General features: G+C 36.5%; 27 protein-coding genes. 10 read left to right on the top strand and 17 right to left on the bottom strand.

Annotation, left to right across the window (positions count from 1 at the left end; all coding sequences use genetic code 11):
- Positions 1-67: 67 nt before the first annotated feature.
- The 9 genes from ftsY to BW932_RS03070 form a co-directional block, all read right to left on the bottom strand.
- Positions 68-1,024, bottom strand: a complete 957-nt coding sequence (gene ftsY / locus BW932_RS03110; protein ID WP_076385253.1) for a signal recognition particle-docking protein FtsY — start codon at positions 1,022-1,024, stop codon at positions 68-70.
- A gap of 116 nt (positions 1,025-1,140) precedes the next feature.
- The gene (locus BW932_RS03105; protein WP_076385251.1) at positions 1,141-1,296 is read right to left on the bottom strand and encodes a DUF4295 family protein; all 156 of its coding nucleotides are present in this window, start codon (positions 1,294-1,296) and stop codon (positions 1,141-1,143) included.
- A 19-nt stretch (positions 1,297-1,315) separates the two neighbouring features.
- On the bottom strand, positions 1,316-1,498 hold the full coding sequence (gene rpmG, locus BW932_RS03100; RefSeq protein ID WP_015806891.1) for a 50S ribosomal protein L33: 183 nt from the start codon (positions 1,496-1,498) through the stop codon (positions 1,316-1,318).
- Between the two features lie 8 nt (positions 1,499-1,506).
- The gene (rpmB, locus tag BW932_RS03095) at positions 1,507-1,743 is read right to left on the bottom strand and encodes a 50S ribosomal protein L28 (protein ID WP_039348836.1); all 237 of its coding nucleotides are present in this window, start codon (positions 1,741-1,743) and stop codon (positions 1,507-1,509) included.
- Between the two features lie 139 nt (positions 1,744-1,882).
- The gene (proC, locus tag BW932_RS03090; RefSeq protein ID WP_076385249.1) at positions 1,883-2,686 is read right to left on the bottom strand and encodes a pyrroline-5-carboxylate reductase; all 804 of its coding nucleotides are present in this window, start codon (positions 2,684-2,686) and stop codon (positions 1,883-1,885) included.
- Between the two features lie 134 nt (positions 2,687-2,820).
- Positions 2,821-3,843 (bottom strand): UDP-N-acetylmuramate dehydrogenase, encoded by a 1,023-nt coding sequence (gene murB, locus BW932_RS03085; protein WP_076385247.1) that lies wholly within the window; start codon positions 3,841-3,843, stop codon positions 2,821-2,823.
- The gene (locus tag BW932_RS03080; protein ID WP_076385245.1) at positions 3,843-4,301 is read right to left on the bottom strand and encodes a hypothetical protein; all 459 of its coding nucleotides are present in this window, start codon (positions 4,299-4,301) and stop codon (positions 3,843-3,845) included. Before BW932_RS03080 ends, murB begins: the two co-directional genes overlap by 1 nt.
- 13 nt (positions 4,302-4,314) lie before the next feature.
- Complete coding sequence (locus BW932_RS03075) at positions 4,315-5,520, bottom strand: pyridoxal phosphate-dependent aminotransferase (RefSeq protein ID WP_076385243.1); 1,206 nt, start codon at positions 5,518-5,520, stop codon at positions 4,315-4,317.
- A gap of 321 nt (positions 5,521-5,841) precedes the next feature.
- On the bottom strand, positions 5,842-7,983 hold the full coding sequence (locus BW932_RS03070) for a M3 family metallopeptidase (protein ID WP_076385472.1): 2,142 nt from the start codon (positions 7,981-7,983) through the stop codon (positions 5,842-5,844).
- A gap of 81 nt (positions 7,984-8,064) precedes the next feature.
- On the opposite strand from BW932_RS03070, the gene BW932_RS03065 reads away from it, so the two are divergent.
- Positions 8,065-8,862, top strand: coding sequence for a head GIN domain-containing protein (locus BW932_RS03065; RefSeq protein WP_076385241.1), 798 nt, complete (start codon positions 8,065-8,067; stop codon positions 8,860-8,862).
- Between the two features lie 270 nt (positions 8,863-9,132).
- Here BW932_RS03065 and BW932_RS03060 read toward each other — a convergent pair whose 3' ends face one another.
- From BW932_RS03060 to BW932_RS03050, 3 genes are read right to left on the bottom strand one after another with little or no spacing between them, the layout of a single operon-like run.
- A complete protein-coding gene (locus tag BW932_RS03060; RefSeq protein WP_076385239.1) occupies positions 9,133-9,942 on the bottom strand; it encodes a TPM domain-containing protein in 810 nt (269 codons plus the stop codon).
- Complete coding sequence (locus BW932_RS03055; protein ID WP_084566421.1) at positions 9,923-10,354, bottom strand: TPM domain-containing protein; 432 nt, start codon at positions 10,352-10,354, stop codon at positions 9,923-9,925. Before BW932_RS03055 ends, BW932_RS03060 begins: the two co-directional genes overlap by 20 nt.
- A complete protein-coding gene (locus BW932_RS03050) occupies positions 10,351-10,959 on the bottom strand; it encodes a LemA family protein (RefSeq protein WP_076385235.1) in 609 nt (202 codons plus the stop codon). Before BW932_RS03050 ends, BW932_RS03055 begins: the two co-directional genes overlap by 4 nt.
- Before the next feature lie 76 nt (positions 10,960-11,035).
- On the opposite strand from BW932_RS03050, the gene BW932_RS03045 reads away from it, so the two are divergent.
- Both BW932_RS03045 and BW932_RS03040 read left to right on the top strand, forming a co-directional pair.
- Positions 11,036-11,530 carry a dihydrofolate reductase gene (locus BW932_RS03045; RefSeq protein WP_076385233.1) on the top strand — a complete coding sequence of 165 codons (495 nt, stop codon included), beginning with the start codon at positions 11,036-11,038 and terminating at the stop codon, positions 11,528-11,530.
- 78 nt (positions 11,531-11,608) lie between these two features.
- The gene (locus tag BW932_RS03040) at positions 11,609-12,175 is read left to right on the top strand and encodes a hypothetical protein (protein WP_076385231.1); all 567 of its coding nucleotides are present in this window, start codon (positions 11,609-11,611) and stop codon (positions 12,173-12,175) included.
- 252 nt (positions 12,176-12,427) lie between these two features.
- Here the strand turns inward: BW932_RS03040 and BW932_RS03035 are convergent, their stop codons facing one another.
- The 3 genes from BW932_RS03035 to BW932_RS03025 all read right to left on the bottom strand — a co-directional run bounded on the left by BW932_RS03035 (position 12,428) and on the right by BW932_RS03025 (position 14,644).
- The gene (locus BW932_RS03035) at positions 12,428-13,060 is read right to left on the bottom strand and encodes a trimeric intracellular cation channel family protein (protein WP_076385470.1); all 633 of its coding nucleotides are present in this window, start codon (positions 13,058-13,060) and stop codon (positions 12,428-12,430) included.
- Between the two features lie 57 nt (positions 13,061-13,117).
- Positions 13,118-13,585, bottom strand: coding sequence for a pantetheine-phosphate adenylyltransferase (gene coaD / locus BW932_RS03030; RefSeq protein ID WP_076385229.1), 468 nt, complete (start codon positions 13,583-13,585; stop codon positions 13,118-13,120).
- Positions 13,586-13,654: 69 nt separating this feature from the next.
- Positions 13,655-14,644, bottom strand: a complete 990-nt coding sequence (locus tag BW932_RS03025; RefSeq protein ID WP_076385227.1) for a D-alanine--D-alanine ligase — start codon at positions 14,642-14,644, stop codon at positions 13,655-13,657.
- 452 nt (positions 14,645-15,096) lie between these two features.
- Here BW932_RS03025 and lpxK point away from each other — a divergent pair, with 452 nt between their 5' ends.
- Both lpxK and BW932_RS03015 read left to right on the top strand, forming a co-directional pair.
- Positions 15,097-16,122, top strand: coding sequence for a tetraacyldisaccharide 4'-kinase (gene lpxK, locus BW932_RS03020; protein WP_076385225.1), 1,026 nt, complete (start codon positions 15,097-15,099; stop codon positions 16,120-16,122).
- Positions 16,106-16,924, top strand: a complete 819-nt coding sequence (locus tag BW932_RS03015) for a purine-nucleoside phosphorylase (RefSeq protein WP_076385223.1) — start codon at positions 16,106-16,108, stop codon at positions 16,922-16,924. The genes lpxK and BW932_RS03015 overlap by 17 nt, the downstream gene beginning before the upstream one ends.
- A gap of 68 nt (positions 16,925-16,992) precedes the next feature.
- Here the strand turns inward: BW932_RS03015 and BW932_RS03010 are convergent, their stop codons facing one another.
- Positions 16,993-17,763 (bottom strand): NYN domain-containing protein, encoded by a 771-nt coding sequence (locus BW932_RS03010; protein ID WP_185113908.1) that lies wholly within the window; start codon positions 17,761-17,763, stop codon positions 16,993-16,995.
- A gap of 107 nt (positions 17,764-17,870) precedes the next feature.
- Here BW932_RS03010 and dinB point away from each other — a divergent pair, with 107 nt between their 5' ends.
- From dinB to BW932_RS02985, 5 genes are all read left to right on the top strand, one after another.
- Complete coding sequence (gene dinB, locus BW932_RS03005; RefSeq protein ID WP_076385219.1) at positions 17,871-18,953, top strand: DNA polymerase IV; 1,083 nt, start codon at positions 17,871-17,873, stop codon at positions 18,951-18,953.
- A 59-nt stretch (positions 18,954-19,012) separates the two neighbouring features.
- Entirely contained in the window at positions 19,013-20,590 is a 1,578-nt protein-coding gene (locus BW932_RS03000) for a Na+/H+ antiporter (RefSeq protein ID WP_076385217.1), read from the top strand.
- Between the two features lie 62 nt (positions 20,591-20,652).
- Positions 20,653-22,125, top strand: a complete 1,473-nt coding sequence (locus BW932_RS02995) for an alpha-amylase (RefSeq protein WP_076385215.1) — start codon at positions 20,653-20,655, stop codon at positions 22,123-22,125.
- A gap of 20 nt (positions 22,126-22,145) precedes the next feature.
- Positions 22,146-22,538, top strand: coding sequence for a barstar family protein (locus tag BW932_RS02990; RefSeq protein ID WP_076385213.1), 393 nt, complete (start codon positions 22,146-22,148; stop codon positions 22,536-22,538).
- Positions 22,539-22,631: 93 nt separating this feature from the next.
- Positions 22,632-23,690 carry an NAD(P)-dependent alcohol dehydrogenase gene (locus BW932_RS02985; protein ID WP_084566420.1) on the top strand — a complete coding sequence of 353 codons (1,059 nt, stop codon included), beginning with the start codon at positions 22,632-22,634 and terminating at the stop codon, positions 23,688-23,690.
- A 60-nt stretch (positions 23,691-23,750) separates the two neighbouring features.
- Here the strand turns inward: BW932_RS02985 and BW932_RS02980 are convergent, their stop codons facing one another.
- The gene (locus BW932_RS02980) at positions 23,751-25,016 is read right to left on the bottom strand and encodes an alkaline phosphatase family protein (RefSeq protein ID WP_076385211.1); all 1,266 of its coding nucleotides are present in this window, start codon (positions 25,014-25,016) and stop codon (positions 23,751-23,753) included.
- Between the last annotated feature and the right edge of the window lie 202 nt (positions 25,017-25,218).

The raw sequence follows: 25,218 nt of genomic DNA, 5'->3' as shown, positions 1-25,218 counted from the left end.
AAAAATTTAATGTTAATAATTTCTGAATGATTAAATAAATTTAGAAAAAAAAATTAAATAATACTATTTAATTTCGCTTTCTAAAAAAAGAATCTACAAATTCTGTTCCATTAAACAATTGCAAGTCGGTCATTTTCTCACCTACTCCTATATATTTCACTGGAATCTGAAACTGATCAGAAATCCCAATTACTACTCCACCTTTCGCAGTACCGTCTAATTTGGTCACCGCCAAAGCATTAACTTCGGTCGCCGCAGTAAATTGTTTTGCCTGTTCAAAAGCGTTTTGTCCTGTGGAACCATCTAAAACCAAAAGAATTTCGTGTGGTGCATCTGGAATTACTTTTTGCATCACTCTTTTAATCTTCGTCAACTCATTCATCAAATTGACTTTATTATGAAGTCTTCCTGCGGTATCAATGATCACCACATCTGAATGATTTGCAACAGCACTTTGAACCGTATCAAAAGCCACTGAAGCCGGATCTGATCCCATATTTTGCTTCACAATCGGAACACCAACTCTTTCGCTCCAAATCGTTAATTGCTCAGTTGCAGCCGCTCGAAAAGTATCAGCAGCTCCCAAAAGAACTTTTCTGCCTTCTGATTTAAACTGATGCGCTAATTTTCCAATGGTGGTGGTTTTACCTACGCCATTTACGCCAACAACCATGATGACATAAGGTTTTTTAGACTCGTCGATATTCCCTGTTGCCGCGTGTGGATTTTCTAATAACAAACCCGAAATCTCCTCGCGCAGAATTTGATTCAATTCATCAGTACCTACAAACTTATCTTTGGCGACGCGTTTTTCAATTCTTTCAATAATTTTTATCGTAGTAGAAGCACCAACATCTGAAGCAATGAGTACTTCTTCTAAGCCATCTAAAACCTCATCATCAACTGTACTTTTTCCGACGACTGCTTTAGAAATTTTTTCAAAAAAACCTTGGTTCGATTTTTCCAAACCTTTATCTAAAGTTTCTTTTTCTTCTTTCTTAAAGATCTTTTTATACCAACTCATTCTACTATTTACAAATTTAATACTTAGACTTCCTGCCCGTCATGGACTGCAAACAAAGATAAAACAAAAAAACTACCCAATCGGATAGTTTTATATATTCTCGCTAAAGCAGAAAATTATTTTTTCAAAAAACCTTCAACTTCGTCTGCGTTCATTACTTTCTCTTCGAAAACGTAAGCACCACTTTTAGCAGATTTTACCATTTTCACTACTTTGGTCATTTTTTTTGAACCTGCACCACCTTGAAGCGTTGCTACTACTTTCTTTGCCATCTTTTATTTTTTTAAAAAATTACTTGATTTCTTTGTGAAGGGTGTATTTCTTAAGAACCGGATTAAATTTTTTCAATTCTAATCGCTCAGTAGTGTTCTTTTTATTCTTTGTCGTGATGTATCTTGACATTCCTGCAACACCTGTTTCTTTGTGCTCTGTGCACTCCAAAATCACCTGTACTCTATTTCCTTTTTTTGCCATGATTCTAATTATTTAATAAATCCGTTTCTAGTTGCTCTTAGGATCGCTTCTTCAATCCCGATTCGATTAATAATTCTCAATCCGTGAGCAGTAACTTTTAGTGTTACAGATTTCTCTTGCTCTGGAAGGTAAAATTTCTTCTCTAATAAGTTAATTTCAAAACGACGCTTCGTTTTGTTATTAGCGTGAGAAACATTGTTTCCTACCATTGCACGCTTTCCTGTTATTTGGCAAATTCTTGACATATCTGGATGTTCTTATTTCTTATGAATATTTGAGAGTGCAAAATAACGAAGAAAATTTCAAATAGACAAATATTTTTAAATTAATTCTTTAGAATTTTACATTCATTCCATTTCCTACAACTTATAGCGGATGAGGGAATTAATTACTTAATTCTTTTGATCGCTTCTCTGCTGCTAAAATCCCTTTTCGCAAGGTTTCTTTCAGCTCATTTTCATCAAAAACCTTCAAAGCTGCTTCCGTTGTTCCGCCTTTTGAGGCGACATCTTCAATCAATTCTTCTAAACTTTTTTCTGAATTATTGATCAAATGATACGCTCCCAACATGGTTTGCTTTACAAAAAGTTTGGCGAGATTTTCCTCGATTCCCATTTTTGTTCCGGCTTTGATCATCGCATCAACAATGTAATAAAAGTAAGCTGGTCCACTTCCAGAAAGCGCTGTAACGCCATCTAAAAGATTTTCATCTTCTAAATAAACAGATCGTCCGGTAGAATTCAGAAACCTTTCTATTTGCATGAGATCGGGAAAAGAAATTCCTTCTGCCGCCGTATAACCCGTAATTCCCATTCCCAAAAGAGTGGGCGAATTGGGCATGGCTCGAACTACTTTTTTATGATTTAAAAATTTCTGAATTTTCTCAATTTTTATTCCCGCCATAATCGAAAGCACCATTTGATTTTCCTTAAATTGAAAGGAAATATTTTCTGCGACGAACTGAAAATCTTGAGGTTTAACCGCAATAATAACCAAATCTGCCTCAATCGTTTTTAAATCTGAAAAAACAGAAACTTTCGAACCGGGAAAATTCCTGGAAATTTTATTAACTTTTTCTTTTTTCCGCGTAACTAAATGGAGATTTTCCGGTTTGATCAGTTCATACTTCAAAAAAGATTTCGAAAAAGATAAACCCATATTTCCGGCGCCGAGAACCGCTATTTTCATAAGTTGAAGTGGTGATTTGGTTGATGTGATGATTTGGTGATTTGGTAATACGCTAATTTGGTAAGGTGTGAATGCATTTATAATTATCAAATTGTCACATTCTCAAATGATCACATTATTAAATGATTACATTATCAAATGATATTCACTTCCCTTTCCAGTTCGATCCCAAATTTTTCTTTTACTGACTCAATAATCATCGTAGAGAAATCGAAAATTTCTTTTCCGGAAGCATTTCCTGTTTTGTTTACAATCACCAAACTTTGCAGTTCGTGCGACGCTACATTTCCGATTTGTTTTCCCTTCCAACCGCATTGCTCGATGAGCCAACCTGCAGGAACTTTCACGAAATCTCCGTTCGGATAACCTGGAATCGTTGAAAATTTTTCTTTTAATTCTTCAAATTGGGATAAAGCAATGGTCGGATTTTTAAAAAAACTTCCCGCATTTCCCAGAACTTTCGGATCGGGCAATTTGCTTTGTCGAATGTTGATTACGGCTTTTGAAACTTCTTGAATCGTAGGATTTTCAATTCCTAAATTTGCAAGCTCCGATTGTATTGCGCCGTATTCGGTTTTAATCAAATGCTCTTTTCGAGTCAGTTTAAAAGTCACTTCCAGAATCACATATTTCCCATTTCCTTCTCTTTTGAAAATAGATTCCCGATAACCGAAGTTGCATTTTTCATGATCAAATTCTTCTACTTCCAAAGTTTCTAAATTCAAAACTTTGCAACGCACGAAAGTATCTTTAATCTCAGTTCCGTAAGCTCCGATATTCTGCATCGGCGAAGTGCCTACATTTCCTGGAATGAGCGACAAATTTTCTAATCCGCCATAGTTTTTATTCAAGCAATATGCGACAAATTCATGCCAATTTTCACCCGCTTGTGAGGTCACCAAAACTTCATTTTCATTCACAATCTCTTCAGAAATTCCTTTCAAATTGAGTTGAATAACCAGTCCATCAAAATCTTTGGTCAACAAAATATTACTTCCGCCGCCGAGGAAAAGGGTTTTTGAGTTGGAGCGTTTTTGAGTTGGAGCGTTTTTGAAAATTTCGATTAGTTCTTCTACGGAACTCACTTCTACAAAATATTTCGCAGAAACATCGACTCCGAAAGTATTGTACGCTTTTAAAGATCTATTTTCCTGCATTATTTTTTGGAGGCAGCAATTTTTTTAATCACTTCTTTTAAATTTTCGAGTTGTTTGTACTGCGTAGCATCTGCAACATTCAACAACCTGTATTTTTTTTCTGTCGTCTCTATTTCGAAGATTTCGTCGGGACCATCATAATAACCGCGACCTTCTCCGTTTTTGGTTTTTTCAATGTCTTCTACATTAATAGCAGAAACAATTTTTTTCCAATCTTCAGAACTCATCTTTTCTTTCACCGCCGGAACATCATTGAAAGCGCTTCCAAATTTGGTAGAAATCACGGAATCTTTCGTCGCTGAAATATTCAAAAAACCAGCTCTTCCCAATGTTTTTGAGTAGGAAACAGACTGGATATTGCTATTTTTGGAATCGTTATTTTGTAGCGAACTTGTGCAACTGATCATCGCAAAAGAAAGCAAAATCGAACCTACCAAAATTTTATTTTTTTTAAACATTCAATAGATGATGTTACCAATTAAATTCTAATTTATATTTCTCAAGCGCATCACTCAACAATTCTACACTTCTGCGCAAATCGGTTTCATTCAAAACGTACGCAATTCTCACTTGTTTTTTTCCTAATTCTGGATTGCTGTAAAAACCGCTCATCGGTGCAACCATAATAGTTTCGTTGTTGTGGGAATAACTTTCCAACAACCATTGTGCAAATTTGTCGGTATCATCTACCGGAAGTTCTACTGCACAATAAAATGCGCCTTTCGGTTTCGGACAAATCACGCCCGGAATTCCATTCAATAAATCGACCAACACATTTCTGCGATGCGTATATTCGGCACGAACTTTCAAAATATATTCGGTATCATTCACGTGTGCTGCAGCAGCTGCAATTTGTCCCAAAAGAACCGGGCTCAATCTTGCCTGCGCAAAAAGCATTGCAGCATCATGAATTTTTTTAGAACGCGTGATCAAGGAACCAATTCTTACGCCGCACATGGAATAACGCTTAGACTCAGAATCGATGATGATACAATTTTCTGCGATTTCTGGAAATTCGAACATAGAAACCTGCTGTTTTCCATCATAGACATATTCCCGGTAAACCTCATCAGAAATGATCACGATATCATGTTTCAAAGCCATATCTGCCAATTTCTGCAATTCTTCTCTTGTATAAAGATATCCGGTCGGATTTCCGGGATTACAAATCAGGATTGCTTTTGTTTTTGGCGTAATTTTTTTCTCAAAATCTTCAATCGGAGGCAATGCAAATCCCGTATCAATCGTCGAAGAAACGGCTACAACATTCACATTAAAAGTATTGGCAAAACCATTGTAATTCGCATAATAAGGTTCTGGAATAATAACCTCATCGCCATCATCACACAACGTAGAAATGGCAAAATTCAATGCTTCAGATCCACCGTTGGTCACAATAAAATGATCGGGCGTTAAATCGGTAAAACCCAATGAATGATAGTAATTGTTTAAAGCGGTTCTGTAATCCAAATTCCCTTCTGAGAGAGCATATTCAAAAATCTTCAAATCGTTGTTTTTCACAGCATCCAAAGCAGATTGTGGTGTTTCAATATCGGGTTGACCAATATTTAAATGATACACTTTGATTCCTCTTTGCTTCGCTTTGATGGCAAAAGGAACCAGTTTTCTTACTGGTGATGCAGGCATATTTTGTGCTCTGTGAGAAATTTTCGGCATTGTATAAAATTTTCGACAAAATTAAGGATTTTATTTGGGAGCGCCACGATTTTCGTTTCTTATCAAAACCGGTCCGGCTATCCACTATATCTTTTTTTTGCCTTCCCTAAAGCCAACGCGAAAAAAAAGGATGCCGTTTCTATCCGGGCTAGAAGTTCAGGTGTTTTGTCATTCGAAATTTTTAAAATACTTTTTCACGCAATGACGCAAAGATTTTTTCCAAAGATTTCAATTTAACTTGCGGGAGCACAAACTAAAAACCTTGTCAAGATTAAAGCTTTGACAAGGTTCGTTTTTTAAAAAAAATACATAAAAAAATAGCTATTTAGTAAATCCTTTATTCTTCAACAACGGTTTTAAATCAGGATTTCTTCCTGTAAAATCTTTAAACGCTTTATTCAAATCCACAGAATTTCCTACCGACAGAATATATTTACGGAAACGATCGCCATTTTCACGCGTCATTCCACCGTGTGTAGAGATCCAATCCCACGCATCGGCGTTGAGCATATCGCTCCACATGTACGCATAATATCCTGCAGAATAACCTCCTCCCCAAATGTGTGCAAAATACGGAGTGTGATATCTCGGCGGAACTTCTTTTAAGATAAAGCCATATTTTGCCAGTACATTTTTCTCGAATTCCAAGGCTGGTTGAAACTGCGATTCGTTGGTTACAGAATGCCAATTCATGTCTAAAGTTGCTGCCGAAACCAACTCGGTTGTTGAATATCCTTGATTGAAAGTTGCGGCTTTTTTAATTTTATCCACCAAAGTTTGTGGCATTGGTTGTTTGGTTTGATAATGCAATGCGTAATTTTTCAAAACGGAAGGTTCCAACGCAAAAAACTCATTAATTTGAGAAGGGAATTCTACAAAATCACGCGGAACACTGGTCCCGGAAATAGAGATGTATTTCTGATCTGCAAATAGACCGTGCAAAGTATGCCCAAATTCGTGGAACATGGTAGAAACATCATCATAGGAAATAAGTGATGGTTTTCCTTCTGCCGGCTTCTGGAAATTGAAAACATTTACAATAACAGGTTTCTGACCTAGTAAATGGGATTGCTCCACAAAATTGCTCATCCAAGCACCGCCGTTTTTATTATCTCTTGTATAAAAATCCAGGTAATAAATGGCGAGGGATTTTCCGTCGCGGTCGAAAACTTCGTACGCGGTCACATCAGGATGATAAACCGGAATATCTTTTTTTTCTTTAAAGGTGATGCCATAAAATTGTTCGGCAGCATAGAAAACGCCTTTTTCCAAGACCGTTCTCACCTCAAAATAAGGTTTGATTTGATTTTCATCTAAATCATATTTTTCTTTACGAACCTGTTCTGCGTAGAAATTCCAATCCCAAGGTTCTACGGTAAAACCTCCTTTTTGTTTATCAATTAAGGCTTGAATTTCATCACTTTCTCTTTTCGCAGTTTCTACCGCCGGAGTTGCCAATCTTGCCAAAAGATTCATCGCATTTTCTGGAGTTTTTGCCATTTGATCCTGCAATTTCCATTCGGCGAAGGATTTTTTGCCCATCAAATGTGCTTTTTCCATACGGATTTTTGCCAGTCTTTCCAGAAGATTTCTTGTATCATCTGCATCGCCTTTTTCAGCTCTGTACCAAGATGCTTTGAATAATTTTTCGCGGGTTGCTCTGTTTTTTAAATTTTGAAGCAAAGGTTGCTGCGTGGTGTTTTGCAGAGCCAATAAATAACCTGTTTTCCCGGCAGTTTTTGCATCCGCTGCAGCGGCTTCAATTTCATCAGCAGACATTCCGTCTAGTTCTTTGATATCGGTAATTAAAAGTGCGCCATCTTTTCTGGCATCTAATAATTTGCTGGAAAATTGCGTAGAAAGGGTCGCGATTTCTTCATTGATTTTCTTTACACTTGCTTTACTTTCCGCAGAAAGATTGGCACCAGCAATTTCAAAATTGGTTGTATATAATTCTAAAACCCGTTTTTCTTCTGAACCTAAATTTTCTGTTTTAATGGCTTTGATTCGGGCATATAATTTTTCATTCAAAAGAATTTTATCACTCAGCGCAGAAAAAACAGGAGCATACTCTTCTTCCAGTTTCTGCAAAGTGGGATTCGTGTTGGAGCCTGTCAAATTATAAAAAACAAGTTGTGCTCTTTTCAACACTTCACCGCTGTTTTCTAAAGCGATGATGGTATTTTCAAAAGTTGGAGCAGAAGCATTATTGGCAATTTTATCCACTTCAGCGATCTGAACTTTCATTCCATAGTCAAAAGCCGGTTTGAAATGGTCGTCTTTAATTTTATCAAATTCCGGAGCTTGGTATTGCAGGGAACTTTTTTTCATGAAGGGATTTCCCGCCAAATTTGCATCGGGTGTTGGAATTTCTGTAGGAGAATTAGTGGTAGTTTTCATTGTTGTACAAGCAGTTGTCATCGCTAAAGAAGAAATTAAAAAAACCGAGGTAATATTTTTCATTCGTAAATTGTTATTAAAGGATAAAGATATTAATTTAAATTTTACCTTTAACATAATAAATATCAGCAAAAAACTAAACCTATGAAAACACTAAGCATCTCTGTTCTCGCCGCATTTTTATTGTTGTCTTCATGCAACATTAAATCAGATAACGGCTTCCCTTACAATGTAACACCAAAATTAGGAACCGGCATCATCAAAAACAAAGAGTACAAAATGTCTTTCGATGAAATTCGGGTGGCGCAATCGATCTCTGCAGAAGTCGTAAAATCGGATGAAGAAAAAGTGGTGATTACTGCTCCTTCTGATATTTTAGATGATATTTTGGTAGAAAATGAAGGTGGGAACTTATACATTCATTTTAAATCCGGTATTAATATTTCGGCAAGAAATGTGGCGGCCAAAATTTTCGCTAAAGATTTTTCTTCTGTAAAAGCAAGTTCTTCCGCATCTATTGTAATCAAAGATAAATTTACGCAAGACAAAATGGAAATCGAAGCTTCCAGTTCTGGAGATATTAAAGGAAATTTAGAAGCCAACGAAATGTCGATCGATGTTTCAAGTTCGGGGAGTTTTACTGGACAAATTTGGGCCGTGAATTTGAAATCTGAAGCGAATTCATCTGGAGATATTGATATTTCTGGTAAAGCAAAAAACACCGATTTATCGGCTTCTTCTTCTGGAACACTCAATGCGCAAAAAGTACTTGCTGAAAATGCAAATATCGAAGCCTCGAGTTCAGGAGACGTGAGTATTTCTGTGAGCAATCAATTAAACGCTTCTGCGAGTTCATCAGGAGACATCAACGTGACGAGAAAAGGAAATTTAAATATTCTTTCTAATAAAGAAAGCAGCGGCGGAAGTGTTTCGATACAGTAAGATTAAAGATGATAGATTAAAGATGATAGAAAAAGACTGCAAAAATATTTGTAGTTCTTTTTTCTAAACTCTTTAAATAAATAAGTCGGCTACATTGTAGCTGATTTTTTTTGAATTTTTTTATAAATATTGAAATTGGATTTTGGCTAAAAACGACAAATTCTGACCATAAAAAAAACGGACTAAAGTCCGTTTCTATTGATTAATTTTTTTTTAAATAATGTTGTAAAATTTTCAGATTATAAAGAAGTAGTGAATTGAATCTTTGTTTTACCAACCTCCAGAAGCTCCACCGCCGCCGAAACTTCCGCCACCACCGAATCCCCCAAATCCACCACCAGAACTTCCGCCGCCGAAACCGCCACCAAATCCACCACCGCCGAAATTTCCCGGGAAAGGGAAAAATCCGCCTGGATATGAACGTCTCCCACGTCGAGAAAGCATTTCGTCGTCGTCATCATCACCATTATTTCCGCCTCCACGATTTTTAAAGAGAAAACTCAAAATCATAATTATAAAGAACGCAATCATTATGATTTGTATCGCACTCAATCCTTCTTCTTGCGATGTTTTTGCAATAGGCTTAAATTTTCCTTGAACCGCTTCCATTAAAGCAATTGTACCACCATTGATACCTTCGTACCATAATCCTTGTTTAAACTTTGGAGTTACGATATAGTCTAAAATTTGTCCGGCAACTGAAGCGGTTAAATATTGTTCAACAGCTCTTCCTTGTTGAATTGCCATCGTACGATCTTCTGTTGCAATGAGGAAAACAATTCCGTTATCAATTCCTTTTTGTCCGATTCCCCATTTCTCACCATACATCGTTGCCAAGTAATTGACATCTTCGCCACCGGTTGTAGGAATAATAATGACTTCAATTTCCGTGGAAGTAGAATCTGAAAATTTAATGAGCTTTTGATTGAGTTGATCTTTTTCGGTTTGCGTCAGTAAGCCTACTTGATCGTAAACGGGATAAAGAACGTTAGGTTTTTCCGGGATTTTTTGGGCAAAAACAAATATGTTTAAACCTAAAAGGAGGAATGCGAAAAAGTTTTTAAGAGAACGTAATCTCATTGGATAGTTCATTGGGATTTACTCCCTTGATTGGGAAATATTTTTTGAGTTCCAAACCTGTTTCCAAAACGGCATTTTTCAAACCATCGTGAAAATTTCCTTTTGAAAATTGGGTGGTGATTTGATCGTGCATTTGATCCCAAAAGGTTTGATTTACTTTTGCATGAATTCCTTCATCACCAATAATAGTGAGGTATTTTTGTTCAAAATTCACATGAAAAAGAACGGCATTTTTTTCAACAGTTTGATCCTTACAAAGTCTTCTGAAAACCTCAAACGCAATTTCGGCATTATTTCCTTCCGTGTTCGAATCAATATGAATTCGAATTTCACCGGTAGAATGATCTTCCGCCGTTTGAATGGCTTCTACGAGAGAAGCCATTTGTTGATCTGTTAAAAAATTGTTCATTATTTGGTAAAAACTTCAGGCGCTTTTTCAGCACCTGCTGCAGCTTTGAAATACGGTTTTTCTTTGAAGTTTGTAAAATTCGCCAAAATATTATTTGGGAATGTTTTTATAGAAGTATTGTATTCTTGTGCTGCTTCGTTAAAATAAACGGTTTCGCTTCGGATGCTGTTTTCAATTGCCGTATATTCTCTCTGAAAATTAATGTATTGTTGATCAGCTTTCAAATTCGGATAACTTTCTACCACGGCCATTAATCTGCTTAATGAACCACTTAATTCACCTTGTGCAGCCTGAAATTTCGCCATATCTGCTTCGGTCATATTGGTAGGATCTATCGTAATAGATGTTGCTTTTGATCGGGCTTCAATAACTTTGCCCAAAGTTTCCTGCTCAAATTGGGAATAGGATTTTACCGTTCTTTCTAGGTTCGGAATCAAATTCGCACGCTTTTGATAAACAGTTTCTACATTGGACCACTTTGTATTTACGTTTTGTTCTTTTGTCGTAAAACTGTTATATCCACTTTTGCCCCAAAAAAATAATACAGCAGCAATTACTAATAGTGCAATACCAATTGTTCCGGCACTCATACATCCCTTATTTCTCATCGTTTAATGTTTTTAATGTTTAAAATAGAACCCAAATATACAAATTATGTGGTAAATTTGTGAAAATTACAGAAAAATGATAACAATCATTGTCGCAATGGGTTTAGATAACGGGATTGGAGCTGACAACCAATTACTTTGGCATTTACCCAAAGATTTAAAATATTTTAAAGAAACCACCACTGATCATCCCATTATCATGGGAAGAAAAACCTATGAAAGCATTGGAAAACCTTTGCCAAACCGAACCAACATCGTGGTTTCAAAAAGAAAGGATTGGTTTGAAGAGGGAATCTTAATCGTAGGAAGCGTAAAAGAAGCCCTAAAATTTGCCAAAAAAATGAACGAAAATATCTTTGTTATCGGCGGTGGAAATATCTATGAACAGACCATAGATTTGGCAGACAAGCTTCAGGTAACATTAGTTAAAACCCAATCAAAAGCGGAAGTTTTTTTTCCTAAAATCAATTTAAAAGTGTGGGATAAAACAGCAGAAATTTGCCACGAAAAAGACGATAAAAACGAATATGACTTCTGCTTTCAAACTTATGAAAGAAAAGAAAGTATTTAATATTATAACAAATCTTTCTGCGTTCGGATTTTCTCCCTTAGTTCAAATGATTATCTTTGCATTTCTAAAAATTATACAATGAACAAATACCTAAAATTCGTTATTGCAGCATTAATGATTGCCGCCGGAATTTACCTGATGATGAACCGAAATATCGGGTGGGGAATTGTTGTCGTAATCTTGTCGGCCATACCGATCTTTTTATTTTTTAAAAATGAGATGATCCTTTTATCATTTTGGTTTCTAAGAAAACAGAATACGGCAAAAGCAAATCTCTGGCTTTCGAAAATTACGAACTATGAATCACAACTTCACAAGTCACAATTTGGATATTTTCATTATTTACAGGGATTAACTTTAGCAGAAAAACATCCGGAAAAAGTAGAACCTTTAATGAAAAAAGCTCTTGAATTTGGTCTAAATATGAAACATGATCGAGCAATGGCGACTTTGAATATCGCTGCAGGTGCTTTGCAAAAAGGAAGACGACAGGAAGCGACGAAATTATTAGAAGAAGCAAAAAGACTCGACACTGCAGGAATGATGACTGATCAGATTAAAATGATGAAAGATCAGTTGAAAATGCCTTCTATGCAGAAACATATTCATAATCCAAATATGCGTAACAGAGGGAAATTCTCTTAAAAATAAACAGACATTTAAGTAACAAATAAAGTCCTGAAATTAATTTTTCAGGACTTTATTTGTGCAAAACGCAAATGGAGCGCCGAAAAGAATGAGATCGTTTTTCAACCAAAGACATGGAATTTATCTGGATAAGATTTCTCCATTTCAGGACTTAGATAAATATCTAAACTATTTCATAAGGTTTCACCCCATGCTCATGATTGCGCTGTTTTACAGCTTAACAATACAAAACTTGCACAACGTATAAAATTACATTTCCGAATTTTGCTCTGCTCCGTAAAACTTCGGCATTTGCCAATGATATTTTACTGCGAAAGTTCGAATGGCAACAATTAAAAGTATGGTAGAAATTTGAACAAAAGTATAAGAAAGACCTGTGAGTTTGACTAAAATCAAAAAAACACCACCTCCCAAAATACAAGCCGTCGCATAGATTTCTTTACGGAGAATCAGGGGAATTCTGTTCAACAAAATATCGCGAATAATTCCTCCAAAACAACCTGTTATTGTTCCTAAAGTCAAGCATATCAAAGGATGAAGATCGGCATTCAACCCTTTTTGTATTCCCACAATGGTGAATAAACCCAACCCGAAACTATCAAAAAGAAACAATGTAACTCTGAATTTTTTCTCAATGGATTTGAAAACCATCGAAAACAAACACGTAATGAAAATCACAGAACACATGATCATATCGTGCATCCAAAAAACCGGCACATCCAACAATAAATCGCGAACCGTTCCACCGCCGACAGAAGTTACAAATGCAATAATGAGCACTCCAAAAGGATCCAATCGTTTTTGCATTGCAGCAAAACTCCCCGACATCGCGAAGGAAATCGTGCCCAGAATTTCGATGACAAAGTTTAAGTTTTGATGTATTTCCATTTTACTTTGAAAACCCTTTCAGCCTTTAAAAGGCTGAAAGGGTTCATTTATTTATTTCTCAACACGAACCGCTTCGGGAACCAACAATTCGTAATTGCCTTCAAAAGTGATAATTTCTCTCACAATACTACTGCTGATAAAGGATTTGCCAGAAGATGTCAATAGAAAAATGGTTTCAATTTTATTGTCTTTGGTGAGTTCTCGGTTGGTTTGTGCGATTGCTTTTTCAAACTCGAAATCAGCGGGATTCCGTAAACCTCTCAAGATGAAATTTACATTTTTGCTTCGGCAATAATCAATGGTTAACCCTTCAAAATGATCCACTTCAACATTCGGGAAATGTTCAAACGTTTTTTTAATGAATTCCATTCTTTGTTCCAAAGAGAACATGTATTTTTTCTGCGAATTCTGTCCGATGGCGATAATAATCTTATCAAAAAGTGGTGTAGCTCTTTCTACAATATCGTAATGTCCAAGAGTAATGGGATCGAATGAACCGGGAAAAATGGCGACTCTCATAAATGATTTTAGATTTTAAATTATAAATTTTAGATGAAAATAATTTTTAAATCTAAAATAAAAAAGGGTTTATTTATTTTTCAAAAAGGCTTTTTCCACCTCGTTTCCGCACAAATCTTTAATGGAAATTCCGTAAATCGCAGCTTGTTGCGGCAGAATAGAAGCTGGCGAAAACCCAGGATTGGTATTCATTTCGAGCATATAAGGAATTCCGCTCATGATGATGAATTCACTTCTAGAAAACCCACTCATTCCTAAAGAATCGTAGGCTTTTTTTGCAATTTCCTCTACTTTTTTCCGGGTTTCATCATCTATCCTTGCAGGAGTAATCTCTTCTGATGCACCTTCATATTTGGCTTCGTAATCGAAAAATTCTTTAAAAGGAACAATTTCTGTAATACCCAAAACGATGGTTTCTCCGTTGAAATCTACAACACCTACAGAAACTTCCATTCCATCGAGAAAGCTTTCAATCAAAATTTCGTCGTCTTCGGCAAAAGCAAAGGCAAGTGCTTTTTGAAATTCGGCTTGTTCTTTAACCTTCGAAATCCCTAATGAAGAACCAGATTGATTAGGTTTCACAAACAAAGGTAGCCCTAATTTTTTTATGATTTCATCTTCATTAATGGTTTCTGATTTCCTTAAATAGACACTATTAGCAGATGGAATTCCGTATTTTGAAAGAACAGCAAGGGTATCTTTTTTATTAAATGTTAAAGCACTTTGATAAAAATCGCAACCGGTATATTTTTGTCCGATCGCATCCCAATAAGCTTGAAGTTCCCCATTCTCACCAGGTTTTCCATGAATAATGTTGAAACATACATCGAATTTTACATCGAAACCGCTGCTTAAATTGACAGAGAAATCTGCTTTATTAATAGGTGATTTTTGGCCTCTGTCATCTAAAAAATACCATTCGTCTTTTAAAATGATGACTTTGTACACATTGTATAAATCGCGATCAAGGGAATCATAAATGAGTTGTCCGCTTTTCAGCGATACTTTGTATTCGTCGGAATAACCGCCCATCACTACGGCTACGTTTTTCTTGTTCATGAGTTTTATCTATAGTAGCAAATTTAAACAAAATGTTTAAAAGTAAAGTTTTCCGAACGTAAATAATATTTTCGGGTAATCCTCCATTAGATTTCAAAGTTTTTACGCTTCTATTTTTTTAATGATAATAATCATGAATCTACAAATGATTCAGCCCATTAAAAAAAATGATACGTTTGGTTCAATTAAATGGCACGTGTGGTTTTTCCTAATTGATGCGTGTGTAATTTTTACAAGCAGTTCGAACGCGCTCTATCAAGCACTTCTAGCGAATTAAAAAAAATGGAAAATCGTTTTACTTATAGATGTGTTTCTTCCTTGGTTTAAATTAAAATCTTTATTGAATTGCATCCTTTAGAATCAGTTTACAAAGACCATTTTTCTCTTCCCTTTACAAAATAGATTCTTCAGGTGTTTTATTTTCAAAGTAAAAATATGTAATTTTGTGGGCTATGAAAAGATGGTATCTCTACCCTTTTTCCCTTGTTTATCATTTCGCAACAAGTCTAAGAAACTTAATGTATGACTGGGGAATTTTAAAATCGACCTCCTTTAAAACTCCGATTATTAATGTCGGAAATCTTTCTGTTGGCGGAAGTGGAAAATCTCCGATGGTCATGTATTTGGCTGAATTTTTATGTAAAACTTACAAAACCGGCGTACTTTCTCGTGGTTATGGAAGACAAACGAAAGGATACGGAATTACGAACTACGACAGCAATTATAAAACTGTAGGCGACGAAGCCATGCAGCTTTTTGAAAGATTTAAGAATAAGTTCGTCATCGGTGTTTCGGAAGCTCGGGTTCCGGGAGCAAAAAAAATGATCGAAGATATGGATCTGGATGTTTTGATATTGGATGATGCCTATCAACATCGAGCCATCAAACCTGGTCTGCAGATTTTGATGACCGATTACAACGATCCTTATTTCAAAGATTATGTGCTACCTGCGGGAGATTTGCGAGAAAGTCGGAATGGCGCATCCAGAGCGCAAATCATCATGGTTTCTAAATGTCCGGCGGAGTTAACAGCCGAGCAAAAACAGTATTATATTTCGCGAATCAAACCGCGATCTGATCAGAAAGTATTTTTCTCCAGCATCGGTTATGATGAAAATATCTATGCACACAACCAATTTTTGCCTGATAATAATTTAAGTTACTACGATATTTTATTAATTACAGGAATTGCAAATCCAAAGCCTTTGCTGAATCATTTATCGAAATTTTCGCAGCGGGTCAAACATTTAAAATATAAAGACCATCACAATTTTAGTGATCAGGACTTTAAAAATATCATTGCAGAATATAAAAAACTGGGGGAATACAAATTAATTCTGACGACTGAAAAGGATTATGTAAGGCTGAAAACTTTTGATTACCTTCGGGAACTGGTTTATTATTGGCCAATCAATGTTGATATCGACAAAAAGGAAGAGTTTAACCAAATCATTCTGAATTATGTTAGCAAAAATTAAAGAGACCGCAGATTTTATCAAAAGCAAAATCAATGCAACGCCTGAATTCGCTATTATTTTAGGTTCAGGATTGGGTAAACTCAAAGATGAAGTGGAGCCGATTCATGTTTTAAAATATTCAGAAATCCCCAACTTTCCGCAAACAACGGTGGTTGGTCACGGTGGTGAATTAATTTACGGACTTCTGGAAGGTAGAAAAGTACTGATGATGAGTGGTCGGTTTCATTACTATGAAGGGCATGACATACAGACGGTAGTTTTCCCGGTGCGGGTTTTTCATCTTTTAGGAATCAAAAATTTGATCGTTTCTAATGCTTGCGGCGGTGTAAATCCTAATTTTCATGTTGCAGACATGATGATTATCAATGACCATATTAATATGATGCCGGAACATCCGCTTCGTGGAAAAAATATTGAAGAATTTGGTCCAAGATTCGTAGATATGAGCGAACCATACAACAAGAAAATGATCGAAGTTGCGCAAAATGTAGTGAAAGATTTAGGAATCAAGGCGCATGAAGGTTGTTATGTTGCATTGCAGGGACCAACTTTTGAAACTCCGGCAGAATACGGCATGATCAAAGCGATCGGCGGAGATGCGGTTGGAATGAGCACCGTTCCCGAAGTGATCGTCGCAAAACATCAAGGAATGGCTTGCTTCGGAATTTCGATTATTACTGATGTTGGTGGACCAGATATCGCATATAACGTTACTCACGAAGAAGTTTTGCAAGCCGCAAACAAAGCCATGCCGAATGTGATTAAAATTGTAAAGGGTTTGGTGAAAAATTATACCGCTTAATTTTTACCAATATAAATAGAAAAACGCATCTTTTTGAGATGCGTTTTGTTTTATCTGTGCGGTCGTACCTACTTCACCTTCACATAAATATGTCGGATATTATTGTTGCCCGATTCTCTTTCGTCGATTTCGATTTTTCCAATGCTTTTGATTAAAGGTAATAATTTCGGGAAGCCAAAATTTCGCGGATCAAAATCGGGTTTTTTCTTGATGATAAAACTGCCGAGATTTCCCAGAAAAGTCCAACCTTCTTCATCACCTAAATCATTGATGCTTTCTGTAATTAATTTAATGGTCTTAAAATCTAACTTACTGAGTGGCTCCTTTTTTCGTTTCGATTTCTCCGTTTTTTTAGTGACGGTAATTTCCGGTTCTTCTGCTGTTTCGGTAAGATCTGATTCTTCTGTATTATTGAGAATTTCCAGATAAATAAATTTATCACACGCAGAAATAAATGGTTTCGGGGTTTTCTTTTCTCCAAATCCCATCACCATCATTCCGGCTTCCCGAAGTCTTGTCGCCAATCTTGTAAAATCGCTATCACTGGAAACGATGCAGAATCCATTCACTTTCTCGGAGTACAAGATATCCATCGCATCAATAATTAAAGCACTGTCGCTGGAATTTTTCCCTGTAGTGTAACTGTATTGCTGAATTGGAGTAATCGCATTTTCCAGCAGAACATTTTTCCACCCGGAAGCATTCGGTTTTGTCCAGTCTGCGTAAATTCTTTTAATCGTGGGAGTTCCATTTCTGGAAATTTCTTCCAACATTTCTTTTACATTTTTGTACGGAACATTGTCTGCGTCGATGAGGACGGCTAATTTATCGTCGGTCATAATCATTTATTTTTTAAACTTGAGTTTATCAATATTCAAATTTACGTCATTTCGGTTAAAGTTATTTTGAAACCTCATTTTTCAATTCCATTCGCTAATTTTGCGCCATGCAAACCGACCGAAAGATTATTCATATTGATATGGATGCGTTTTACGCGTCTGTGGAACAGCATGATTTTCCGGAATTGAAAGGAAAACCTCTAGCAGTCGGCGGTGGAATGTATGGAGTTGTGGCAGCAGCAAGTTATGAAGCCCGAAAATTCGGCGTCCGTTCTGCGATGCCCGGAAAAACTGCAATGGAAAAATGTCCGCAATTAATTGTAGTAAAACCCAGATTTCAGCGGTACAAAGAAATTTCTCAACAGATCCGCAAAATTTTTTATGAATTTACCGATTTGGTAGAACCGCTTTCTTTGGATGAAGCGTATCTTGATGTTACCGAAAACAAAAAAGACATGGAATCCGCGAATGATATTGCGCGCGAAATCCGAAAAAGAATTTTCGAAGAAACCGGTTTAACCGCTTCTGCAGGAATTTCTATCAACAAATTTTTGGCGAAAGTTGCATCTGATTACAATAAACCAAACGGACAAAAAACCATTCATCCCACCCAAATTTTGGATTTTATGGAAGATTTACCGATCGAGAAATTTTTTGGGATCGGAAAAGTCACCGCAAATAAAATGCACGAGCTGCATATTTTTAAAGGTTCCGATCTAAAGAAAAAATCGCTGGACGACCTCATAAAACTCTTCGGGAAGTCCGGAAATTATTATTACAATGTTGTCCGCGGAATTCACAACAGCGAAGTAAAACCTCATCGGATCCAAAAAAGTGTGGCGGTGGAAGAAACTTTTTGGGAAAATTTACTCGATGAAGAAGCCGTTTTCAAGCAACTGAAAATCATCAGTGAAGAATTAGAAATTCGCCTCAGTAAAAAAGAAATTAAGGGAAAATCTTTAACCTTAAAAATAAAATACATGGATTTCACGCAATACACGCGAAGCAAAACCCAAGAAGTTTATTTCGATGGTAATCTAGATTTTTATGAAACTGCGCAAAAACTTTGGGAACTTCGACCATTTGATAAACCGGTTCGCTTATTGGGATTATCGCTTTCAAACCTCAATATTTCTGAAAAAAAACAAATTTCTGTCCAGCTGAAAATTCCTTTCGAAGAATTTGATTAAATGATGAGTGAGGTACAAATGGCATCAATTATTGTTTATTTTTACATTAAAATTAGAACATGCTAGAAAACTTCGCGTTTTACCTTTCCTTGGTTTTGCTCATCACCTTCATCATTATGCTGGCAAACAAAATTCAGGTTGCATATCCTGTTTTGCTTGTTTTAGCGGGACTTGGTATCAGTTTTATTCCAGGAATTCCTATTATTAGAATTGAACCGGAACTCATTTTTCTCATATTTTTGCCGCCTTTGCTTTATGAAGCAGCTTGGACCACTTCCTGGAAAGAACTTTGGCGATGGCGAAGAATAATTTTCAGTTTCGCTTTTGTTGTCGTGTTTTTCACGGCTTTTTCTGTAGCTATTTTTGCGAATTATTTTATTCCCGGTTTTTCCTTAGCACTAGGATTTTTACTCGGCGGAATCGTTTCTCCACCAGATGCAGTAAGTTCTGGCGCTATTTTAAAATTTGTAAAAGTTCCGAAGAGATTAGCTTCAATTCTAGAAGGCGAAAGTTTGCTGAATGACGCTTCGTCGCTCATCATTTTCAGATTTGCAACAATTGCCGCTGCAACCGGACAATTTATCTGGATGGATGCTGCCGGAAGTTTCATTTGGATGTGTATCGGCGGAGTGGGAATCGGTGTTCTAATTGGTTATTTATTTTTAAAAATGCACAAATTTTTACCCACCGATGCGAATACGGATATGGTTTTAAGTTTGATAGCACCTTTTGCCATGTATCTCGGTGCAGAAGAACTCGGTGCATCGGGAGTTTTGGGCGTGGTAAGTGGCGGTTTATTTTTATCTTACCGAAACCACGATTTTCTGAGCAGTTCTTCCCGGCTTCGTGCGGTAACTGTTTGGGAAAGTTTTACTTTTCTGCTGAACGGAATTGTGTTTATGATGATCGGTTTGGATTTACCCGAAATCGTTTCTGGTTTAGGAGACACCAATATTTATACTGCGATCGGTTACGGAGTTGCAGTTACAGCGGTTCTGGTTGTTGTAAGAATTTTTGCCGGTTATGCAGCCGTTATCACCACTTTAGTCATGAGAAATTTCATCACCGTCGCAGATCCGGAACCTCCGGGATGGAAAACGCCACTGATTATCGGCTGGACTGGAATGAGAGGTGTAGTTTCTTTAGCAGCCGCGCTTTCAATCCCTTTATTTTTGGAAGATGGATCGCCTTTTCCACAGCGGAATCTGATTTTATTTATAACCTTCGTTGTAATTTTATTAACACTTGTTATCCAAGGACTTACTTTACCTGTTTTGCTTAAAAAATTTCCACCGGAAGACCGCGATTTTATTAAAAGCGAAAAGGAAATAGATTACGAGATCAGAAATGAACTTGCTCAGGTTGCCATTACTAAAATTCGGGAAGATTACGCAGACAAAATAGAAAATTTTCCAACATTAAAAGATCAGCTTCAACTGTGGGAAAGCCGCGCAAACAGTTCGGAAATCATCATCAACTATTCTGAATACAAAAATATTTATTCTGATATTATTGAAGCTCAAAGACAATGGCTGGTCAATAAAAACCGTGATGAACTTTTATTGGATGAAGAAATCATTAGAAAACATCTGCGATTACTCGATCTTCAGGAAGAAAAACTAACAATCGGCACCTAATTTCGGCTTCAAAGAATTTTCGGGACAATTTTTGCTTAAACAATCCTGAAAAATAATAAACAATGAATCCTACAATGCTTCAAGGTTTTCACTGGTATTCTGAAGGGAACGGTGAACTATATAAACAGATGAAAAAAGAATCAGATCATCTGGTAGAACTCGGAATTTCTGCAGTTTGGTTTCCGCCCGCTTACAAAAGCGCAGGTGGAGGTTATTCCGTAGGTTATGATCCTTATGATTTATTTGATCTGGGAGAATTTGATCAAAAAGGAACGGTTCACACAAAATATGGGTCCAAAGATCAATACATCGATTGTTGCAAAACTTTGCAGGATAAAGGAATTTCTGTCATTGCAGACATTGTTCTCAATCATAAAGCCGGTGGCGACGAAAAAGAAAAATTTCACGCCATTAAAGTGGATCCGGAAAACCGTCAGCAAAACATTTCTGAACCTTTTGAAATTGAAAGTTATACCAAATTTACTTTCCCTGGAAGAGGTGAAAAATATTCAGATTTTAAATGGAATTTTCAATGTTTTTCCGGTGTTGATTTTGCCGAAGGTCAAGACGAAGGAATTTTCCAGATCATCAATGATCACGGCGATGGATGGGAAGAAATGGTTTCTGATGAAAAAGGAAATTATGATTATTTAATGTACAACGATATTGATCAGCGAAATCCATTCGTTCGGGAAGAGCTGAATAACTGGGGAAAATGGTACCATGATCAGATTCATTTTGATGGAGTCCGTTTGGATGCAGTAAAACACCAATCACCAGAATTTTATAAGGAATGGCTCTATACTTTGCGCGCAAATACCAAAAAAAATATTTTTGCGGTCGGTGAATATTGGGCTCCAGGAGAATTGCCCCTTTTGGAAAAATATATCGAGGCAACAGAAGGATCGATGAGTTTATTCGATTCTTCTCTGCATCACAATTTTCATGAAGCTTCTTTGAAAGGTGCGGAATATGATTTACGACAAATTTTCGACAACACATTAACGAAAAACAATCCGCTTTTATCCGTGATATTAGTTGACAATCATGATACCCAACCTCTTCAGGATTTAGAAGCTCCGGTTGAACAGTGGTTTAAACCTTTGGCTTATGCTTTAATTCTGCTTCGAAAAGACGGTTATCCTTGCGTTTTTTACCCGGATTTATTTGGCGCAACCTATACCGATAAAGACAAAGAAGGCAATGATCAGGAAATATTTTTAGACAAAGTAGAAAAAATTGAAGAACTCCTGAAAGCGCGACAGCTTTTTGCCTACGGTGAACAACGTGATTATTTCGAAGATGCCAATTGCTTAGGTTGGATTCGCGAAGGTGATGGTAACAATAAAGGTTGTGCCGTAGTTTTAAGCAACAAAGATGCTTATGAAAAGTCCATGGAAATAGGCAAACAATACGCAGGACAGAAATTCTTTGATTTTCTCGGATGGTTTCCAGATAAAGTCACAATCGATGAGAACGGATGGGGAATTTTCCCTGTTCCAGCCGGAAATGTTTCAGTTTGGGTGCCGGAATAATTTTTATCCTTTAAAATATAATGGTGAAGCATCTGGTAATTGTAGGAAAAAACATCAGCAACATCAAAACATTTTACCAAGAAATCAACCGTGTTTTTATGCAGCATGAAAACTGGAAAATCGGCGAAAGTTTAGACGCACTGAATGATTTGTTTTATGGCGGTTTTGGCGAGATCAAGGGAAAAGAAAACATCAGTTTGATCTGGGAAAATTTTGAGGAAAATAAAAAAGCACTTGGTTTAGAAATGACCAAAAATTTTTATGAATCAAAATTAAAATCACCAGAAATTTTCAACACTGATTTTATTAAAGAGAAAATTGAAGCACTGGAAAACGGAAACGGGCAAACTTACTTCGAAATAATTGCAGAAATAATCGCCGAACATTCCAACATTAAATTGATAGAGAAATAACATCGTTAAGATTATATTAAAAACATACAATCATTAGACAAATGGGTTTATTAGATTTAAATTTGTTTTCGAATAAAAAAAAATTACAGAAATATGAATACATTCAACGTTAAAGCATACGGAACCCCTTCTAAAGACGAGGATTTAAACGAAATGCAGATCGAAAGAAGAGAAGTAAGTCCAACGGATATTGAAATCGAAATTTTATTTTGTGGCGTTTGTCACAGCGATTTGCACACCGCGAGAAATGATTGGGGCGGAACCAAATATCCTTCCGTTCCGGGTCACGAAATTGTAGGAAGAATTACAAAAATCGGTTCAGAAGTGACCAAATTTAAAGTCGGTGATTTAGCCGGAGTTGGATGTTTGGTAGATTCCTGCAAAGAATGCGAAAGCTGCAAACAGGATCTGGAACAATATTGTTTAAACGGTTCTACAGGAACTTACAACGGTACAGATCAACATTTGCAAGGACACACTTTCGGTGGATATTCTGAAAAAGTGGTAGTAACGGAATCTTTCTGTTTGAAGATCCCAGAAAATTTAGACTTAAAAGCAGTCGCACCACTATTGTGTGCGGGAATTACAACTTGGTCTCCCCTAAAACACTGGAATGTAAAAGAAGGCAGCAAAGTTGCGGTCGTAGGTTTAGGCGGATTGGGACACATGGCAATTAAACTGGCAAAAGGTTTAGGCGCAGAAGTCACTTTGTTTTCCCGAAGTCCAGATAAAATTCAGGATGCGCTCAATTTAGGAGCAGATTCCGTGGTGATTTCTACCTACGAAAATGAAATGGAAAGCGCTAAAGGAAAATTCGATTTGATTATCGATACCGTTCCTTATGATCATGACATCAATCCATATATCAATACGTTGAACATCAGTGGAACCTTAGTTTTAGTAGGTTTTATCGGCAAGATGGAAGATGCACTTTTCACTCCACCGATGATTTTAGGAAGAAGATCTGTCGCAGGATCGGTCATTGGCGGAATTAAAGAAACCCAGGAAATGCTGGATTTCTGTGGCGAACACAACATTTTACCAGAAATCGAGATGATCAATATGCAGGATATCAATGAAGCGTACGAGAGAATGCTGAAAAGTGAGGTTCGGTACCGTTTTGTGATCGACATGCAATCTTTAAAAGATTAATTTTCCTTCAAAAAAAAGCAAATCCGGCTAAAAAATTTCAGCCGGATTTTTTTGTCGTTATTATTGAAGAATTTTCTTTTCAATTTTTGATGTTCCATCGATAGGTGTGCTAATCTTTAATCCTAAAACACCGGAAACAATCGGATAAATATTCACATTTCTAAATTCACCAATTCGGTGATTACGTTTAAAAGCTGGCCCAGAAGCGAAGAAGACCGCTTTCATTTCAGGAACTTTATAAGGATTGTACCCGTGTTTCCCCGTGGAAATTTTTTTGCCTTTTTCTACAAATACTTTTGAAGGTTTCGGCACGAGTAAAATCTGTCCGATTCTATTGTAATGATCGTCGCGCTGAGCAAAATTTAATTTTCTTGGAAATCTTTCGTCCAAATAAACATCATAATCACTGGTTTTATTTTGTTTCAATTCGCGGTATGCTTTTTTTACTTCTTCAGGATTTTTAACGACAATGCGCACTAAAGTTTGGGCGTTATAGAAATCAAAACGATTTTTATCAAAAAGCATTTCTGGAATCACCAGATGTTTTTCAGCATCAATCTTGATCATCCCGTGATCCGAAACAAAGATAAAATTCACATTTTTTAAGCCCAAATCATTTACTTTTCTCACTAAATTCCCGAAAGCCTCATCGAGAAGATGCACTGCTTTTTCTGTTTCGGGAGAATCTGGCCCGAAATGATGTCCCGCTTCATCAACTTCGGGAAAATAAAGGGAAATAAAATGAGGTCGGTTTGCTTCCGGTAATTTTAACCAGTTGATGACTTTATCTGCTTTTTCGTTGGGTCTGAATTTTTCGTGATAGTGGTAGTAATAACTTGGTCTCATTCCACCCGCATCACTCGCAGAACCAACCCACATCATTGAAGCAGAAAGCATTCCTTGCTTTTCCGCCAAACTCCACAATGGAATTCCGCCGTACCAAGAACCATCTTCTGCATTTTCTTTGTTGCTCATGGCGTAGAATTTTTCCTTTTTATAATCATAAAAATAATTATCGATCAAACCGTGATGAGAAGGATATAAACCTGTGATTAAACTCCAGTGATTCGGGAACGTAATCGAAGGAAAACTGGGAATCATTGCTTTTGCAGAAACACCATTTTGGGCATATTTCACCAGATTTTTAGGATTATATTTTTCAAAATAATCGGATCTGAAACCATCTGCAGAAATTAAGATTAAATAAGGTTTCGAAAGAGCTTCCGCGGAATTTTTTCTATTGGGTATCACGACTTGCGCTGTATCTACTTGAGCAAATACAACAGAAAAGACCAGAATAAACAGAAGTGCAAATAATTTTTTCATGAGTTCAAATTAGCGAACAAATGTAGGGGAAATCCCTTGAAATTGAAGGAGTAAAATCTCTGTAAGACGCATCATTTATACCTTAAAAGGGAGAATAATAAACGATTTCACCCATTTCACTTTACGACCTTTCTAACAAAAACAGAAAATGAGTTAAATTTTACTAAGAAAATACTACATTTGCGAAGATTTCTATTCTTTA

This window comes from Kaistella chaponensis (assembly GCF_900156725.1).
In the GTDB taxonomy this organism is placed as follows: Bacteria; Bacteroidota; Bacteroidia; order Flavobacteriales; family Weeksellaceae; genus Kaistella; species Kaistella chaponensis.
Note: the sequence above shows the minus strand (reverse complement) of the source record. Positions and strands in the feature narration are given on the sequence as shown.